The organism is Arthrobacter sp. R-11, assembly GCF_049913155.1.
Taxonomy (GTDB): Bacteria; Actinomycetota; Actinomycetes; order Actinomycetales; family Micrococcaceae; genus Arthrobacter.
Genome location: NZ_CP183979.1, coordinates 4,089,787 through 4,105,799 on the forward strand (window position 1 = coordinate 4,089,787; position 16,013 = coordinate 4,105,799).

Annotated in this window: 13 protein-coding genes; 5 read left to right on the plus strand and 8 right to left on the minus strand. The window is 67.4% G+C overall.

All coding sequences use genetic code 11. From position 1 onward, the window contains the following. Positions 1 to 12: 12 nt before the first annotated feature. From ACN9M4_RS18625 to ACN9M4_RS18635, 3 genes are read right to left on the minus strand one after another with little or no spacing between them, the layout of a single operon-like run. Positions 13 to 3,447 carry an ATP-binding protein gene (locus ACN9M4_RS18625; protein ID WP_426300529.1) on the minus strand — a complete coding sequence of 1,145 codons (3,435 nt, stop codon included), beginning with the start codon at positions 3,445 to 3,447 and terminating at the stop codon, positions 13 to 15. Continuing rightward, the gene (locus tag ACN9M4_RS18630; RefSeq protein ID WP_426303536.1) at positions 3,444 to 4,280 is read right to left on the minus strand and encodes a DUF4194 domain-containing protein; all 837 of its coding nucleotides are present in this window, start codon (positions 4,278 to 4,280) and stop codon (positions 3,444 to 3,446) included. The genes ACN9M4_RS18625 and ACN9M4_RS18630 overlap by 4 nt, the downstream gene beginning before the upstream one ends. A 37-nt stretch (positions 4,281 to 4,317) precedes the next feature. Next, on the minus strand, positions 4,318 to 5,769 hold the full coding sequence (locus tag ACN9M4_RS18635; protein ID WP_426303538.1) for a DUF3375 family protein: 1,452 nt from the start codon (positions 5,767 to 5,769) through the stop codon (positions 4,318 to 4,320). A 374-nt stretch (positions 5,770 to 6,143) separates the two neighbouring features. On the opposite strand from ACN9M4_RS18635, the gene ACN9M4_RS18640 reads away from it, so the two are divergent. Then, positions 6,144 to 6,434 carry a hypothetical protein gene (locus ACN9M4_RS18640; RefSeq protein WP_426300531.1) on the plus strand — a complete coding sequence of 97 codons (291 nt, stop codon included), beginning with the start codon at positions 6,144 to 6,146 and terminating at the stop codon, positions 6,432 to 6,434. Between the two features lie 44 nt (positions 6,435 to 6,478). Here ACN9M4_RS18640 and ACN9M4_RS18645 read toward each other — a convergent pair whose 3' ends face one another. Continuing rightward, positions 6,479 to 7,069 carry a PadR family transcriptional regulator gene (locus ACN9M4_RS18645; RefSeq protein WP_426303540.1) on the minus strand — a complete coding sequence of 197 codons (591 nt, stop codon included), beginning with the start codon at positions 7,067 to 7,069 and terminating at the stop codon, positions 6,479 to 6,481. Positions 7,070 to 7,270: 201 nt separating this feature from the next. On the opposite strand from ACN9M4_RS18645, the gene ACN9M4_RS18650 reads away from it, so the two are divergent. Continuing rightward, the gene (locus ACN9M4_RS18650) at positions 7,271 to 9,241 is read left to right on the plus strand and encodes an acyl-CoA dehydrogenase family protein (protein WP_426300533.1); all 1,971 of its coding nucleotides are present in this window, start codon (positions 7,271 to 7,273) and stop codon (positions 9,239 to 9,241) included. A gap of 90 nt (positions 9,242 to 9,331) precedes the next feature. On the opposite strand, the gene ACN9M4_RS18655 is transcribed toward ACN9M4_RS18650, so the two are convergent. After that, positions 9,332 to 9,733, minus strand: coding sequence for a YchJ family protein (locus tag ACN9M4_RS18655; RefSeq protein ID WP_426300535.1), 402 nt, complete (start codon positions 9,731 to 9,733; stop codon positions 9,332 to 9,334). 169 nt (positions 9,734 to 9,902) lie between these two features. Between ACN9M4_RS18655 and ACN9M4_RS18660 the strand changes: the two genes are divergently transcribed. Next, entirely contained in the window at positions 9,903 to 10,529 is a 627-nt protein-coding gene (locus tag ACN9M4_RS18660; protein WP_426300537.1) for a hypothetical protein, read from the plus strand. Positions 10,530 to 10,590: 61 nt separating this feature from the next. Here the strand turns inward: ACN9M4_RS18660 and ACN9M4_RS18665 are convergent, their stop codons facing one another. Further along, positions 10,591 to 11,088 (minus strand): flavin reductase family protein, encoded by a 498-nt coding sequence (locus ACN9M4_RS18665; protein WP_426300539.1) that lies wholly within the window; start codon positions 11,086 to 11,088, stop codon positions 10,591 to 10,593. A 258-nt stretch (positions 11,089 to 11,346) separates the two neighbouring features. Between ACN9M4_RS18665 and ACN9M4_RS18670 the strand changes: the two genes are divergently transcribed. Together ACN9M4_RS18670 and ACN9M4_RS18675 are read left to right on the plus strand one after the other, a co-directional pair. After that, entirely contained in the window at positions 11,347 to 12,381 is a 1,035-nt protein-coding gene (locus tag ACN9M4_RS18670; RefSeq protein ID WP_426300541.1) for an aldo/keto reductase, read from the plus strand. 60 nt (positions 12,382 to 12,441) lie between these two features. Beyond that, positions 12,442 to 12,822, plus strand: a complete 381-nt coding sequence (locus ACN9M4_RS18675) for an RNA-binding S4 domain-containing protein (protein WP_426300543.1) — start codon at positions 12,442 to 12,444, stop codon at positions 12,820 to 12,822. Here the strand turns inward: ACN9M4_RS18675 and ACN9M4_RS18680 are convergent. Further along, positions 12,819 to 13,802, minus strand: a complete 984-nt coding sequence (locus ACN9M4_RS18680; protein ID WP_426300545.1) for a hypothetical protein — start codon at positions 13,800 to 13,802, stop codon at positions 12,819 to 12,821. The genes ACN9M4_RS18675 and ACN9M4_RS18680 overlap by 4 nt on opposite strands. 123 nt (positions 13,803 to 13,925) lie before the next feature. After that, entirely contained in the window at positions 13,926 to 15,875 is a 1,950-nt protein-coding gene (locus ACN9M4_RS18685) for a glycoside hydrolase family 3 N-terminal domain-containing protein (protein WP_426300547.1), read from the minus strand. Positions 15,876 to 16,013: the final 138 nt, after the last annotated feature.

Here is a 16,013-nt window from a genome sequence, read left to right on the forward strand (position 1 = left end):
GAAGATAAAGGGTTAGCGGAAGACGATGTCCACGGGGTTGGCCTCGGAACGCCACTCCCCCGGCGTTCCGGGGCCGCTAATCACCGGTGCCGTAAGCACGCCCGAGCGGTTGGTCCGCTTGTCGCGCAGGATCTCGGTGACCGAGCCCAGGTGCCGGGAGAGGTCGATGACGTTTTCCGGGGCGGCGAGCAGCAGCTGGAAGCCGAACTCGTGCAGCGCCTTGATGCCCGCGCCCGCGAACTCCTCGGAGGCAAGCACGAAGGCCTCGTCCATCATCACCGTGCCGTACGTGGTGAAGCCCTGCTCGGCGATGCCCAGCTGGTAGCTCAGCGCCGCGGCCATGATGAACGCGGTGAAGCGCTGCCGCTCCCCGCCGGACATCGATCCGGTGTCCGTGTGCATGAAGACCTCGGTCTTCACGCCTCCCCGCGGGCCTTGCACCTGTCGGTGCTCCTTGCACTGGATGAACAGATGGCCGCGCACATCCAGCACCTCGGCCCGCCAGCGGCGGTCCTCCGGCGCCTGCGAACCAAGCCGCTTGACCAGCGTTTCGAGGGACTTGTAGCGGTTGCCGAGTTCGACGTCGTCCTCCGCCGCACTGCCGGCGGTGCGGCGGCCGTGGCGTGCCTTGAGCGCGTTCTGGATGGCGTCCTTGAACTGCTTGGCGGTGGCGGGCATGGTCTGTTTGATGTCCAGCTCGAGGTAGCTGCCCTCGTGGAAGTTCACCTCGGACAGGATGCCGTTCAGCGGCAGGATGCGGCTGGTGATGGCGCGGCGTTCCTCATCCAGCAGGTGCAGCAGCGTGCTGAAGGATTCGTGCGTGCGCTGGTTGAAGAACTGCCGGAACTCGGCTTCCTGTGCAGGCAGGCCCTCGCTGACGATCTGGTGGTACCGGGACTCGAACTCGCCGGCGGCGCCGATAGACGTGCCGTGGTCCGCGGAAATCGCGGTGCCCCATTCGCGCACGAAACCTTCGAAGATGCGGCTGAGCCGTTCCGCCAGGGCCTGGCCCTTGGATTCCGCTGCGTGCAGTTCGGCAAGCAGGGAAGTGCGGACCCGGTTGGCCAGGTTGTCCAGTTCGTGCAGCTCGGTGATATCCCCGAAGCCGGTGAACCGCGGTTCCAGCGCGGCCACCGTGGTGTCCGACGGCGGCGCCTCGGCCAGGCGGGTGCGCGCGGCGTCCAGCAGCGAGTCAGCCGTGGTCATCTGCTGGTCCAGGGCCTTGTATTCGCTCTGCAGCACGGCGGCGCCGCCTGTGGAGGACTGGTGCTTTTCGCGCACGGCCTCGATGCTGGCGCGCAGCGGTTCGAGGTCCGCCTGCGCGGCCAGGGCGTCCTTGAGCCGCTGCTCGATCCGGGCCAGTTCGTCCGCGGCGACCGCCGCGGACACCTGCTCCCAGCCGCGCTCGTCCTCGGCCACGCGGCGGAGGGCTTCAAGCTGGCGGGCCATGCCCTGGTGCGAGTCTTCGCGGCTCTGGGCCAGCTCGGCCGCCTTGGCCAGCTCGTTCTCCAGCTCCTCGACCTTCGCGGCGAGCAGTTCCTGCTTGGCCGCGTTGTCGAAGCCCAGCACGTAATCCTGGCGGCCGGTGAAGCGGTCGTCCTTTTCCACCGTGTGCCGGTTCCGCTTGACCACACCGCCCAGGCTCAGGCCCTTGTCCAGGCCGGCCAGCTCGTCCGGGTCCTCCACACAGGGGTACGCGAAGTCCAAGGCGATCCGCTCGCGGACCCACGCCCCGGCGTCGGCGTTCGCGCCCGAGGTGAGGATGTCCAGCTTGCTCAGCAGATCGCCGTCGGACACGTCCTCCACAGCGAGGGCGCCGCCGGCGAGCGGCTTGGACACGTCCACCGCACGCAATGCGCCGCGGATCGTGTTGTCGTTCAGGAAGCGCGTGACAGCGGCAAAGTGCTCGCCCGGGACCAGCAGCGTGGTGGCCAGGTTGCGCAAGGCCCGCTCGGCGGCGGGCCGCCACTGGTCCTCCCCCTCCGCCAGGTCGATCAGCTCGCCCGCGAAGGGCATGCGTTCCTCCGGGACGCCGGTGGCCGCCGCGATGGCCGCACGGTTCTCAATGCTCGACGGCGGCAGCAGGGACTTGCTGCTCCGCAGCGAAGCGAGCTCCTGCTGCGCTGTGGCAAGCTCGCGCTTCTTGGTCGCGTGCCCGTCGAAGGCCTCGAAGCGCAGCTCGCGCAGCGCCTCGGAATCGTCCTGGAGCTCGGCCGAACGCGCCGCCGCCTGTTCGTGGGCCTGGTTCCAACCCTCGGCGCTCCACTCAAGGTCCAGGCCTGCATCGGCCAGCGCCTTCCGGGCTGCGGCCTCCACGTCCTGGCGCAGCTTCAGGCCGAGCCGGGCGTTCTCCAGCGACTGCTCGATCGCCGAGATCGCGTTGCCGCCCTGGTTGTTGTAGTCCGATTCGAGCTGCCGCAGCTCCTTGGCCAGGGCGTCGCGGACGGAGCGTTCGGCGCCGAGTTCCTTGGCCTTCTGCTGGGCGAGGTCCTTGAAGCGCGCCAGGGTTTTGCTGTGGACCTCGACGGCGAGCTGCTGCCTGTAGGAATCGAATTCCTCACCGCTGAGCTCCCGCAGCCGGTTCGCCTCCAGCAGCGCCTGTGCGTATTCCTTGTTCAACCCGGGCACCGGCGCCAGCTGGTCGCGCTGCTGCCGCACGTCCTCCAGCCGCTGCCGGATGGACATCAGGTTGCTGAATTCCTCCACGACGTCGTCCGCCGCCGCGAGCGTGGCCGGCGGGTCCAGCACCTGGTCCCGGAAGAAGGTGTTGACGCTGCCGCCCAGGCCCTTGCCGGCCTGGATCACCCGCAGCAGCGGGAGAGCCTGGTCCGAACTGATCCCGAGCAGGCGGCGGAAACGCTCCGCGAAGGCCTTGTGCACATCGAAGACCTGCGCCTCCGGGAAGATGCCCTCCAAGGCCCCCTTGGTGAAGCGCTTCTCCGCGATACCCTCGATCGCGGCCAGGTCCAGCGGCCTGTTATCGATCAGGTAGAAGCGTCCGACGCTGGACTCCGTACCGTTCTTCGGCAGGTCGAAAAGCGCCGACACCGTCACCCGGGTGCCCGCGGCGTTATCGAACGTCAGCGCGACGGCGGACCAGGTAGCGCCCGGCCGCTGGAAGGCACTGGCCGAGCCTTCGCCCACGGCCTTGTCGCCCACCTTGCCGCGCATGTACGTGAACGTGGTGCGCTTGTCCTCCACGGACCCGCCGGCCCGCTGCGCCGCCGCCTCGTTCGAGCGCGGCCGGGCATCGAACACCCGCAGCATGGCGTCAAACAGCGTGGACTTGCCCACGCCCGAATTGCCCGTCAGCAGGGTGCCGTTGCGGTCCACGTGCATCGTGTGCGCCCCATGGAAGGTGCCCCAGTTGACCACCTGGACCAGGGCAAGGCGCATCTGCCCAGGGTTCACCTGGTCGCCGATCGGAAGCATGCTCGCAACGGTCACTTGGCTGCCTCCTCTGCGGGCTCGTCGATTGTGGTTGGGTTAGCCTCCGCGGCGGGACGATCCTCACCTTGCGCTTCGGCACCGTCGCCGTCGTCGTCTGCTTCTGCCAGTTCGAGCAGCGGCTCGGTGCCGGTTTCGTCTGCTCCTGCTGCCATCAGGGCTTCGATTTGGGCGGGGATGTCGCCGATGTTTTCGAAGGGGAGGGCCAGCGGGAGGGCCTGGGAGATGGAGAAGGTGTCGTCGATGCCGGTGGCCAGGAGGAGTTGGCGGGCAAGGAGCTTGGTGATGGTGCGGTTGACCACGTCGGCGTCGCGCAGGGCGTCCTGCTGGCCGGACGGCTGGTAGTGGGCCACGAGTTCGGAGATTTCCTCGCGGGTGATGGTGGGTTCGGTCTGCGCGGTGGCGTGCCGGTCCAGGAGCAGGCGCAGGCGCAGCAGCACGATGGTTTCCACGCGGCTCAGGGCGCGCTGCTGGCGGAGGATGCTCGAGCGGGCGCCGCCGCCGATCACCTCGGGATCCACGGGGCGGAGCACCGCGATCTTGCGTTCGTGGTCCAGCTGCAGGCTCAGGAACATTTCGGAGAGGCGGCTGCGCAGGATCTGCTGGTTGTCCAGCAGCGTGGTCCAGAGCTTCTCGTCGCGGCCGCCGTCGACATACGGCCCCTTGAGCAGCCGGACCAAAGCCTGGCGCAGCTTCATGGGCAGCACACCGGTGTCCCCCGGGAACAGCGCGGCGCCGTCCACGAATGTATCGCGCGGCGTCACACGGAACGGGTCCGGGTGGACATGTCCGTCCTGGGATGCCTCCGCATGGACGTGGCGCGTTATGTCCATTCCTTCCTCGGAAGAGTGGACATGTCCGTCAGGGGCGTCAGTCATCGGAATCCTCATTGCGGGCGGTGAGTGTCACGAGCGGCAGGAACGCAGTGCGGGAGCTGCCGTCGATCTGTTCGAAGTCAATGTTTTCCCAGGCCTCCCGCTCGAACGCCGCGCCGCTGTGCAGGGCGTGGGAGAGCAGGGCGCGGACGGTGTTGATGTGCCGCTCGTCGTCGGGCAGGTTCTCCCAGGCCTCCGCCAAGGTTGCGGCTCCCGCGGCAGCCGCGCGGACGACGTCGGGCCTCGCCTTCGCGGACCGCAGGGACCGCACGCGGTCCGCATCGCTGAAGGCGATCGGCTCTGCGAGTTTGGGCGGCGCCGCGAACTCGTCCGGGTCGAAGAGCTTGACCATGGCGAGCGATTCGAACGCCGCGTTGTACAGCACGGGAGCACGGACCAGGCCGGGCCGGTCGCGTTCGTAGGGCATGGAACGGATGGCCTGTTCAGCCTCGCGGAGGACGTTGCGGAGCCGCACGGACTGGCGGATGTCGTCGCTCTGGATGTAGGCGTTCAGGCTCTCGGACAGCTTGCCGTAGATCCGCTGGATCTGGCTGTGCTGGGTGCGGAGTTCGGCCACCAGGTTCTTGAGGGTTTCGCGGTCCTCGTGGCTGAGTTCATCGGCGAATTGCCGGCCCAGCACCTCGCCGATCGCCGAGCGGAAGCGCAGCTGCTGCTGGGGGTCTTCGAGGAACGCCGTAAAGGAGCGGAAGGTCCTGCCTTCGGGGCTCTGCCGCAGGCGCTTGTCCGCCTCCAGGACCTGGGCCATGGTGGCGCCCTTGCTGAGCGATTCCTCGATGATCTGGTTACGCAGCTCGCCCACCAGTTCCTCGATGCGGTCGCGCATTTTCTTGTAATCGGCGGGCAGGCTCGCGGCCAGGTCGAGGATGTTACCGGCGGCCTCGACGGCTTCCTCGTCGTCCAGCAGGCCGTCGAAATCGCCGGAACTGATGTCCTCGATCAGTTGCTGGCGTTCCTGGATTTCGTCTTCCAGGGCTTCCAGGCGGGCGCTCTGGTCCGGGTTGGTTTCGTTGGCGAGCTTCTCGACGTCGCCCAGCAACGTGCCGAGGCGGGAACCGTTGAGGGTGGAACGTTCGCTGGAGAGGCTGTCCAGGAAGGCCAGCACACGGGCCGCGGCCTCGGTGACTTCGTAAACGATCTGTCCGGATTGGTTCCGGCGGGTCAGGAACTGCTTGCGCGTCCATTCATCGCCGAACGCCTTGCCGTTCGCGGAACCGCCCAGCCCCGGCTCCTGCCGGCGGAGCTGCTCAAGGAAGGCGTCGACGTCGGCGTGGAACTCTTCGAGCGGAAGTTGCGGCCGGGTGCGGGTGAAGGATGCCTGCAGCACCGCGATCACCCAGGGAGCCGAGCGCGTCAGGGCCCAGGCCGGCCCCTTGGTGAGGAGTTCGAGGTCCCGGAGCCGGGCACTGATGGCATCTGCCGAGGACATCGCCGAGCGGGACACAGACTCTCCTTCAGCTGCCGCGGTACGTCGTGGCAGCGGGATTTCCGGAAACTGCCCCGTACAAGGTTAACGCAGGGTAGCTGGGCCGCTGTCCGCCGACGGTTCGGCACCCTTCGCAACCGCTCCGTGACCTTGGTCCCCGCCTCGGTTTCGATCATGCAACAACTCCGTGTCGCGCCCGCGGCCTGCTGGCCGGAAACCCCGGGCCGCTCCTACTCTCGGAACACCGGCCTTCCCGGACTGCACCACACCCGGCTCACCTGCACCACACTTTCGGGCCAAACAGCTCCGGCACCCCGGCCCTGGCACACGTTCAACTCAAGCACCAGTTCTCAGGCACATAGTCCAAAGGGGGACAAATGAACCTTGATTTCACGGCTCTGGACACGTCCATCTACGTCTTCGTCGGCACGCTGCTGATCGCCCTGTGCCTGGCCGCCTTCATGGCCGTGGCGGCGCTGGCAACCCTCGCGCTGGCGGGGAGCGGGCAACTGCTCTGGTTCCTGGTGCGGAACACCCTGGGAGCGCTGGTCAATGGAATCAACTTTGCCTGGGAGCGGCTGGTCCACCAAACCGAGAACGTAGAGATGCCGGCAGAATTGCAGGCAGTGACGGGCTCCCTGCTGCGTCAGGCCAACACGGTCCGTTGACCGCCCCGGACGCAGCCGCATCACGGCCCACCCGGGACGGGTAACTAGTCCGCGAGGATGTGGTAAAGCGCCCGCCGGGCTTCATCGATTTTCTCCACCGCGGCCTGGCGCTGTTGATCGCTTGCCGCCATGCGGAACTGATGGATGACCCGCATCAGCTTTACCACGCTCTGGTGAAACGCGGGCAGCGCTCCCTCGGGGTCCGCATCCCAGGCGTTGCTGAGGTCTTCGGCGTGCTCGGCCACGTAGGCCTTGCCTGCATCCGTGAGCGTGAATTCGGTGCGGCGGCCCTCCCCCAGGGGTTCGATCAGTTCTTCATCCACAAGCTGCTGGAGCGTCGGGTAAATGGACCCGGGGCTGGGCCGCCAGGCTCCGGACGTCTTTTCCGCGATTGTCTGGATCAGCCCGTACCCGTTGGACGGAGATCCGGCCAGGAGGGAAAGAATCGCCCAGCGGACATCACCCCTATTGGCCCGCCGAAAACCGCCAGGGCCGAAGCCCGGTCCAAACCCAGGCCCAAACCCGCCGCGTCCGAACCCGCCGTGGCCATGGGGTCCGCGGCGGCTCCTGCCACGCTCGAAACGACCATTGCCGGGCCCGCAGTCGCCGAACTTGTTCTCTTGAATGCCTTTCATGACGCCATCACCTTCCTCGAATCGTTGGACGCCAACGGTCTGGCGATACTTAACGATATATCGCTGAATATTGCCGAGCAAGACCTCTACTCTCTAGCAGAGCTAGCTACCCGCGGGTAGCATTGAGGGACAGCTGAAGGGTTCTCCGCCCGAGGCGAACCCTGGGCCCTATGCCGCGGACGCGGCCGGAGGAGTCCTGCCATGACGTCGACCACCGAGAACAGCCCGGTTGGACACAGCAGTTCCACCGTCACGGCAGCCGAAGCGCGCGCCGTCGCCGAAGCAGCCAGGGAGCAGGAATGGTCCCGCCCCAGCTTCGCCAAGGGCCTCTACCTCGGTGACTTCGACCTCGGGCTGATCCATCCCTGGCCGCAGGCCCGGGCGGACGACGTCGAGCGCGGCGAAGCGTTCATGGCGTCCCTGCGCGAGTACTGCGAGTCCATGGACGGGCGGGCCATAGAACGTGACTCCCGCATCCCCGACCGGTACCTTGCCGGGCTGGCGGAGCTCGGCGTCTTCGGGATGAAGATCCCGCGGGAGTACAGCGGCTTGGGCCTGTCCCTCGTCTACTACGGGCGGGCGCTGGCGCTGCTGGGCTCGGTCCACCCCAGCCTGGGCGCCCTGATCTCGGCGCACCAGTCCATCGGCGTCCCGGAACCGGTCAAAGAGTTCGGCACCGATGAACAGAAGCAGCAGTACCTGCCGCGCTGCGCCGCGGGAGCCATCACTGCGTTCCTCCTGACCGAGCCCGACGTCGGCAGCGACCCCGCCCGGATGGGCTGCACCGCGGTACCAACGGACGACGGCGGCTCCTACCTTTTGGACGGCGTGAAACTTTGGACCACCAACGGGGTGATCGCCGAACTCGTGGTGGTCATGGCCAAGGTCCCGCCCTACACGGCCCCGGACGGCAGCGAACACAAGGGCGGAATCACGGCCTTCGTGGTGGAAATGGACTCCCCCGGGATCACGGTGGAGAACCGCAACGCCTTCATGGGCCTGCACGGCATCGAAAACGGCGTCACCCGCTTCCACCAGGTCCGGGTCCCGGAGGAGAACCGGCTGGGCAGGGAAGGCCAGGGCCTGAAGATCGCCCTGACCACGCTCAACACCGGCCGCCTCTCCATCCCGGGGCTGTGCGTGGCCGCCGGCAAGTGGTCGCTCAAGATCGCGCGCGAATGGTCGAACGCCCGCACCCAGTGGGGCCGCCCCGTCGGCAAGCACGAGGCCGTGGGCAAGAAGATCGCGTTCATCGCGGCCACCACTTTCGCCCTGGAGGCCGTCTTCGAGCTATGCGCTGAAATGGCCGACGCCGGGCAGAAGGACATCCGGATCGAAGCCGCCCTGGCCAAGCTCTGGTCCACGGAACTGAGCTGCCAGATCGCCGACGAACTGGTGCAGATCCGTGGCGGCCGCGGCTTCGAAACCGCCGACTCCCTGGAGGCCCGCGGGGAACGCGCCGTCGCGGCCGAACAGCTCTTCCGGGACCTGCGCATCAACCGGATCTTCGAAGGGTCCTCGGAGATCATGCGCCTGCTGATCGCCCGGGAAGCGGTGGACGCGCACCTGGCGGCAGCAGGCGACCTCGCCTCCGCTGACGCGAGCCTGCAGGACAAGGCGCGGGCCGCCGTCGGCGCCACCGGCTTCTACGCACGCTGGCTGCCCAGGCTGGTGGCCGGCGCGGGCATGGATCCGCGCTCCTACGGTGAGTTCGGCCGGCTCGCCCGGCACCTGCGCTATGTTGAGCGGGCCTCCCGGAGGCTGGCCCGGCAGACGTTCTATGGCATGGGCCGCTGGCAGGCAGGCCTGGAGCACAAACAGGCCTTCCTGGGCAGGATCGTGGACATCGGCGCGGAGCTGTTCGCCATGGCCGCCAGCTGCTCGCGGGCCGAGGCGCTGCTGCGCAGCACCCCGGAGCACGGCGCCGCGGCGTTTGAGCTCGCCGACGCCTACTGCGAACAGGCCCGGCTGCGGGTCGACGCGTCCTTCGAGCAGCTGTGGAAGAACTCGGACGGTGCCGACCATGCGGTGTCCAGGAAGGTCCTCGCCGGGGATTACGCCTGGCTTGAGGCCGGGATCCTGGATTCCTCGGAGGGCACCGGTCCGTGGATCGCCGACGCCACGCCCGGCCCGTCGGCCAAGGAGAACCTGCACCGGAAGTACCGCGCGTAGCGCGCAGGCGGGTTTAGCGCGCAGGCGGGTTTAGCGCGTAGGTCCCTTCCCAATACTCGCAAGCTCGCGTCGGGCCCCTCGGGACGACGGTTAGACCGTTCCGTCGAGGTAGTACCAGCGGCGGTCCACCCGTAGGAAGCGGCTCTTTTCGCGCTGGACTCCGCGTTCGCCGTCGTGCGAGTAATGGGCCGCGAACTCGACCGTCCCCTCCGAGTCCAGCGGGCCGCCGCGCGAGGTTCCCATGATGTCCAGGCGGCGCCACTGCGTGTCCGGGTCGAGGTCCAGGGCGGCCGGCCGGGTGTCCGGGTGCCAGGTGCGCAGCAGGTAGCCGGGGTCCAGCACCACGAAGGCGCTGTACCGGGAGCGCATGAGCTGCTCCGCGGTCGGCGCCTCGGCCTCGCCGCTGTGGAACACGCCGCAGCATTGGGCGTACTGCTCGCCGGACAGGCAGGGGCAGGCGCCGTTGCGGAGCCTGGAAAGGTCGAGCGGCATGGATCCTCCCGGACGAGATAACAGCTTCGCTACAACCCGGGGAAGCGCGCGGCCGGCCGGGTGATTCCGGCCGGATTCAATCGTAGGCTAGGTAGCGTGCCCGGCATCCAGCTGCCCGGCACCCGGCAGGATTCACACTGCGGCTCACACTGCGGCGCGGGGAGGTTACGTGGAAGATCCGACAACAATCGCCCTCAACATGACCTTTTTCGGCACCCTTGGCCTGGCTTTCCTGATGTTCCTGGGCCTGGCCCTGTGCATGGTGGTCACCCTGGTACTCGCGGGACTCGCGCGGCTGCTATCAATCGTTGTTCTCGCGATGGTGGGGATCTTCCCGAAGGACGACGCCGACCCCGTGGTCCACCTTCCGAGCAGCCACACTGGCTCGGCGGAACCGGCGACGGCGGACGCGGACGAGACGCCTGCCGGCAGTGATGGTCCGGACGCCGCTGTTGACGTGCCTGCCGCTCCACGGCCCGGCTTCTTCGAATCGGCCGGACAGTTCGCCGCCGCCGCAGGAACCGCCCTGCGCAGCATCCCGTGGAAGAAGCTGTTCTCGCCGAAGGAATGGCCCACCCCCGGCCAGCTCCGAACGAAGATCACGGAAAGAACCACGGCCGCCGTCGAGAGCCAGGCGAAGCATCACCCCCTGCTGCTCGCCGCGACGCCCGAACCGCCGGTCCTCAATGCCGAGTGGGCTGCCGCCGTCGCCGAAGCCGATGCCCGGGAAGAGGCCCGGCTGGAAGCGCAGCACAAGGGCCAGGCCCGCGAAAAGTCGTCCGCCGGCTCGCGGTGAGCCATTACAACGCGGGGTCAGTTACGGCTCGCGTTGGAAGGCCTCGGTGAGCAGCCCCCGCTCAGGCTGCTTCGGTCAGCCGCCGGAAGGACGCGCCGTGGTAGATCAGGGGCCGGGCGTCGTCGTTGATCTCCGTGGACTTGACCTCCAGCACCACGATCGCGTGGTCGCCGGCCGGCGTCTCGGACACGATCTCGCACTCCAGGGACAGCACCGCGCCGTCAATGGTGACGGCGCCGGCGTCGCTGGTTGAAGTGGCAACACCGGCGAAACGCTCGCCCTTGCGGGAGGACAGCTGCAGGCACACGGCTTCCTGGCCTTCGGCGAGCACCGAGACGCCAAGGCGCGGCGCCCGGCGGAGCTTCGGCCAGGTGGTGGAGGAGTTCTGCACGGCGAACATCACCAGCGGCGGCTCCAGGGAAACGCCAACGGTGAAGCTCGACGCCACCAGAACCTCGGGAACGAAACCGACCATGGCACTGAACGCGGCCACCCCGGAAGGGAATTGCGCAAATGCCTGCTTGATCGAAGCTGTTCCGTCCACTGTCGCCTGGGTCATGCCGTTCGTCCTCTCTCGGTGTTTCTGCGCCTTCCTTTCCAACTAATTCACTGGATCCGGCAGAGGGCAATATTTGTGTAATTGCGTGTCCGTGCGCCCATTCACGCTTCGTCACGATGCCCTTTGCGTTACCCCGGAATACGAAAAGCTAAGAACTCCTACGTTTTACGGGCGATGTTTCGCGCAAATGAGTAGCCTCGTGTCAAGCGATTGTCCACTCCTGCTTTGCAGCGATTTTCTCCACGAAGGGAGCCGTAGATGAGCCTCAGCGAGCTTCGAACCCTGGGGCGCACCGGCGTCCCGATCAGCCCCCTGACCCTGGGCACCCTCAACTTCGGCACCGGCTCCGCGCCCACCGGCCCGGAGGACAGCATCCGGATCATCCGCTCGGCCCTCGACGCCGGAATCACCAGCGTGGACACCGCGGACATCTACTCCCAAGGCGAAGCGGAGGCCATCGTGGGCCGCGCGCTGCAGGGCCGCCGGGACGACGTATTCCTGTCCACGAAATTCCACGGCCAAATGGGCTCGAACCCGGCACACTCCGGAAATTCGCGGCGCTGGATCATGAAGGCCGTGGAGGGCAGCCTGAACCGCCTGCAGACGGACCGGATCGACCTCTACCAGGCGCACCGGCCGGACTACAACACGGACGTCCTGGAAACCATCACCGCCCTGAACGACCTCATCCGGCAGGGCAAAATCCTCTACTACGGCACCTCCGTATTCACGCCGGCCCAGCTGGTGGAGGCGCAGTGGATCGCCAACACCAACCACCTCATCCCGCCCGTTGTGGACCAGGTGCCCTATTCGCTGCTGGTGCGCGCCAACGAACGCGATGTCTTCGCCATCACCCAGCAGTACAACCTCGGGGTGCTCAGCTACGGCCCCCTCGACGGCGGCTGGTTGTCCGGCCGCTACCGGCTCGGCGCCCGCCAGCCGGCCAGCTCCAGAGCCAACGCACTGCCGGGCCGTTTCGACGTCACGGCGCCCTTCAACCAGGCCAAGCTCCACGCGGCGGACGCCCTGGCCCGCCTGGCCGAGCAGCACGGCCTCAGCCTCATCCAGCTGGCGGTCGGCTTTGCCCTGAACCACCCCTCCGTGAGCAGCGTGATCATCGGCCCGCGCACCGAGGAGCACCTGACGGACTACCTCAAGGCAGCGGACACCGTGCTCAGCGACGCCTTGCTGGACGCGATCGACGACATCGTGGCGCCCGGCAACAACTTCCTGGAGCGCGACGCCGGCACCGTCGTTCCGCACCTGGATTTCGCCGAGCTGCGCCGGCGGTAGGTCCTGGGCATTACAGACAGAGGTGCGTTGCGGGGCAAACGGCTAGACTCGTTCGCAGCCATGAACAGCCTGCCGACTTCCTCCACCACCCGCATCGATGCGTGGCTGTGGGCGATCCGCGCCTACAAGACCCGCTCGGCGGCCACCGCCGCCTGCCGCGCCGGGCACGTGCGGATCAACGGGAACCCGGTGAAGGCCTCACAGACCGTGATCATCGGGGATACCGTGCGCGTCCGGCAGCCCGGCTTCGAGCGGATCCTGGAGGTACGCCAGCTGATCGCGAAGCGGGTGGGCGCCGAGGCGGCCTCGCACTGCTTCACCGACCACACGCCGGAGCGGCCGGCGCCAGCGGCGCTCGGCCTGCCCCAGCGCGACCGGGGCGCGGGACGGCCCACCAAGAAGGACCGCCGCGACATGGAGAAGCTGCGCAGCGGCCGCTAGCGCGACCTCCCCCGCAGCACCACGACGTCGAAGTTCTCCGGTGCCGGGACACCGAACTTCGCATTCACCACGGCCAGTTTCCCGCCAAAGTTGGCGGCCGTCGTCGGGATCTGGAACAGCGGGCTGGTAATGACGTCCTTCACGACGCCGGACGAAAGGTCCCCGGACAGCTTGATACGGCTGATCTGGTTGCTGAAGTTCTGCACAGCCCAGAGCGTCCGGCCGCGGACCAGGATGCCGTCCACATTGGGGACTGCCACGCCGGATACAGCCGCGCTGGCGCCGGTCTGCGAGTCGACCGTGTAGAGGGCCGCGTTGCCCGAGTGCGCCACGATCAACGTCCGCCCGCCGTCCGCCGCCGCGATTCCGTTGAGGTTGAACTGGGCGGCAGTGTTCGACGCAGGGCCGCTGAGCGGGAGCGTCCGGACGGCGCCGAGGCTGCCGTCAGCGCCCACCGGGACAAAGTAGAGCTCGGCAACGTTCGAGTTGGTGAACCAGGCGCCTTCCCGGGTGAGGGCGACGTCATTGATGAAGGACGGCTGCTTGCCGGTCAGCTGGATTGTGGCCTTGGTGGTGGCAGCCTTGGTGTCGTAGACGTAGGCCGTACCGGCGGGGCCGCCGGCGACGAAAAGCAACTCATGGCGCCGGTCGAACTTCATGCCGACAGCCACACGGCCCGCCGGGGCGTCGATGAAGAGGGCGGCCGTGCCTTTGCGGATGTCGCCGCGGAAGATATCCCCGGTGGCAAGGTCGCCCGCGTAGAACACGGTGCCCTTGCCCGCGGCGATGCCTTCTGCCCCGCCGGCACCCGGCAGGACGATGGATTTGGCGGCCTGGGTCTTGTGCGGGGCAGGGGCTTTCGCCGAGGCAACGGGACCGGGAAGAAGGAGGAGGCCTGCTACGGCCAGCAGGGCGACGGCGGCACGACGGAATGCTCTTGCAGTTTTGCGGGTGTTTCCACGCCGGGTGTTTTGACGCATGGGGATGCTCCCTGGGTTATTCCGTGGGAACCCGCCCCCGCCGCGGGACTCTGCACGATGGTAACAGCCAGTTTAGGGAGCACCGGCGGCAGCCGCCAGAGGGCGTGACCGATGCCGGTTGTCCTAGAAAATTGCCGTCATGTTCTGCCAACCGCCACCCACCTGGACCCGGGGAAACCAAAGGCCGTTGCCCCTGCCCGGGTACAGCCACAGCGCCCCGGCAGCATCCCGCGCTAACACATCCGCCGCGCCGTCACCATTGAAATCACCCGGGCTCAATAACGCCGTCATGTTCTGCCAGCCGCCACCCACCTGGACCCGGGGGAACCACAGCCCCCGCCCGTTGCCCGGGTACAGCCACAGCGCCCCGGCAGCATCCCGCGCCAACACATCCGCCGCGCCGTCACCATTGAAATCACCCGGACTCAGCAACGCCGTCATGTTCTGCCAACCACCGCCCACCTGGACACGGGGGAACCATAGCCCCCGCCCGTTGCCCGGGTACAGCCACAGCGCCCCGGCACCATCTCGGGCCAACACATCCGCCGCACCGTCACCGTTGAAATCACCCGGACTCAACAACGCCGTCATGTTCTGCCAACCGCCACCCACCTGGACACGGGGAAACCAGGTGCCCTTGCCCATGCCCCCGTACAGCCACAGCGCCCCGGCAGCATCCCGGGCCAACACATCGCCCGTGCCGTCACCGTTGAAATCACCCGGGCTCAGCAACGCCGTCATGTTCTGCCAACCACCGCCCACCTGGACTCGGGGCCACCAAGTGCCGTTGCCTTTGCCCGGGTACAGCCACAGCGCCCCGGCAGCGTCCCGGGCCAACACATCGCCCGTGCCGTCGCCGTTGAAGTCGGTCATGTAGCTCGTGGCTCCATGACCGAAGGCGTTCGGGAGGGTGCCCGCCTTGAGCTGGAGCACCCTCAGTGCTGCTGTATTGACCACCGCGTCGAAGGCAACGCTCGACTGGGCGCGGCTGAGCACGGCGCGGTACATGGCGGGAATACTGGCCGGGTTGGCGCACAACAGCATGGTGCCGCCGGCATTGAAGAAGTTAATGGCGCGGTCGGCCAGGGACCACGGTGCCAGCTGCGCGGCGTTGCACAGATCGTCGGAGAGGATGACGCCATTGAAGCCAAGGTTCCCGCGCAGCATGGTCTTCATAATGACGGCGGAAAACGGTCCGATGTGGGCGCTGTCTATCTTGTCGTAGTAGGCGCTGGAGACCATGACGATGCCGGTGCCTGCGTTTACGGCGTCCTGGAAGGGTTGCAGGTATGGGTCCGTGATCGTGGTGATTGCGTCATGGACGTTGGTGCTGCTGTCCGGGTTGGCCGTGACCCGGCCCAGCCCCGGGAAGTGCTTGACCGCGGTGACCAGCCCTGCCTGCCTCATCCCTGCGGCAAAGGCCAAGCCGTGGCTGGAGACGGTCGCGGGCGTGTAGCCGTACTCGCGTTCGTAGTAGCCGATGGGGGCATTCAATGGGGCAAAGGCTGCACTGGGCACAGTGTCCAGCACGGGTGCCAGATTCAGGTTCAACCCGGCAGCGGCAAGTTGTCCGCCCCAGGTCCGTGCGTAGCCCTGCAGCGTCGCGGGATCCAGTGTGCCCTGGTACAGGGCCGTCGGGATCGTGGAGAAGCCGGGGCCGCTGAGGACCTGGACGTAGCCGCCTTCCTGGTCGGTTCCCACCAGCAGCTTGACGTTACCCGTCGTAGCGGCAGAGACGCTTTGCGTCATGCTCCGGACGACGGCGGCCGTAGCCGTGGTGCCTGCCGCGCTACGGCCGGAGAGGTAGGCATTGCCCACATGGTAGGTGGAAATGTCGGACAGCGTGGTGGAGGAAGCGCCCGTGGCAGTGGCAGCGACCATGAACAACTGCCCGACCCGCTGTCCCATGGTCATGCGCCGCAGCTGGGCCAAAGGGGACGGGGCCGCCACTGTGCTTGCCGCCGACGTGCTTGCCAATACCGCGACCGGGGCCGGGGACGCCGCGCCGAAGGCCGCAAGCAAGGCGGCGGCGATTGTTGCGCAAAGAGCCAGTCTGGGAGGGGTTCTTCCCATGGGTCACGCGGCTTTGGGTGGTTCCTGTCCTTCCTGCCCAGCCTACGACGGTGCCGTTGAAGTCGAAAGGGCAACGCGGGGTCCGCCCCAGACCGGCAAAAAATTAGCGGCGACGACACGCGGGTGCGGCGCGTAAAG